This window comes from Kosakonia sp. CFBP8986, assembly GCF_034044935.1.
Taxonomy (GTDB): Bacteria; Pseudomonadota; Gammaproteobacteria; order Enterobacterales; family Enterobacteriaceae; genus Kosakonia; species Kosakonia cowanii.
In genome coordinates, this window is the sequence record NZ_JAXCXB010000022.1 from 1 (window position 1) to 1,388 (window position 1,388).

The 1,388-nt window shown below is 57.2% G+C and carries 1 protein-coding gene; it reads right to left on the minus strand.

Going from position 1 to position 1,388, the window contains the following annotated elements; all coding sequences use genetic code 11:
• Nucleotides 1-63 precede the first annotated feature (63 nt).
• Nucleotides 64-1,212 carry an integrase core domain-containing protein gene (locus SOM48_RS22600; protein WP_128483583.1) on the minus strand — a complete coding sequence of 383 codons (1,149 nt, stop codon included), beginning with the start codon at nucleotides 1,210-1,212 and terminating at the stop codon, nucleotides 64-66.
• Nucleotides 1,213-1,388: the final 176 nt, after the last annotated feature.

Sequence of the window (1,388 nt, forward strand, 5' to 3'; positions counted from 1 at the left end):
CCGTGTATGAACCGGTCACATGGGTTACAGATCTGACCGGTCACATGGGTGACACTTTTTACTTCAGTCGGCCCGGATTATACGATGATTCCGTCTGTCGTACCGGGCCAGTATCAGTTCACCAAAACCAACTTCATCCAGATCTTCTTCGACCTGCTTCATCCATACCCATTCTCCCCTCAGCGCTTCTGATAAAAATACCCGTGTGCTGTTAAAGAATAAATCGCCTTTTAATGAGACACGCAGTGTCCGGGCATCATCCGGTACAGGCATTGCCTTCAGCGGGCCGGTAAAGATGCGCTCTGACGGATACCAGACCGAACCGGGTGTTTTTCCGCCCAGCGCCCTGTGGGGGCGTATCTCATTAAATTCATGGCGCCATGCATCCATCCAGGCCTGCTGCTCTTCAAGAGAAATGAACTTCGCATGTCGCTTCAGTGCATCCTTCAGGGTGCGGTGCATCCGCTCATGTCTGCCGTTTTCGGTGGGTTTACCCGGCCGGATACGTTCCGGCAGGACACCACATTTAATCAGCCATACGGCCATCTGGCTCAGCCCCCACAGACCGGACCCGGCAAAGGGAGGACCGTTGTCCGTACGCAGCACCTGCGGCATCCCGCATTCCCGGAACACCCGTTCGAGGCAGGGGATAACAAACCGGCCATCAGGTGTATAGGTGGCATCGCAGGCCAGCACAATCCTGCTGCAGTTATCGGTCAGCGTGAAGGGATGGCACCAGCGACCGCCGGCATGGGTGAACTGCCCCTTGAAATCGGCACTCCAGACATCGTTTGGCCGCACAGCAGCGTGCAGCTCATGCCGCTTCGTGGGTTTAAAGGTGGGGGCCTTACGTTTTTTAACCAGACCATGACCGCGGAACAGCTCACCAATGGTGCTGGCGGCAGGAACGCCGGTGACGTTCAGGTTAAGAAGGCGCTGCCTTATCTTCTCAGGCCCCCACAGGGGATGCTGTTGCTTTGTCTCCAGCAGCAGCTTCACCATGGGTTCAGGTGTTGCGCGCTGGTGATGGCGCGCCCGGGAACGGTCACTGAGGGAGGTGACATCATCGGGCGAAAAACGGGCCAGCCACTTGTAACCGGTTTTACGGCTGATATTAAAGCGGCGGCACACCTCAGCAACCGTGAGGCTGCCTTCAAGGCAGGCCGCAACAAACTGCAAACGTTGCATGGTAACAGTCTCAGTCCAGGGCACGGTAAACCTCCGTCAGCTGTTTACCGTACCGTTATAACCTGTTACCCATGTGCCCGGTTTAAAGTGTTACCCATGTGCCCGGTTCATACACCGCTCCCCCCTTGTCAATCCCCGCGGCCCCGCGAGGAAATCGGTGCTGCGCACTGCGCTCACCTCCCGCGTGCCTGACTGCGGCC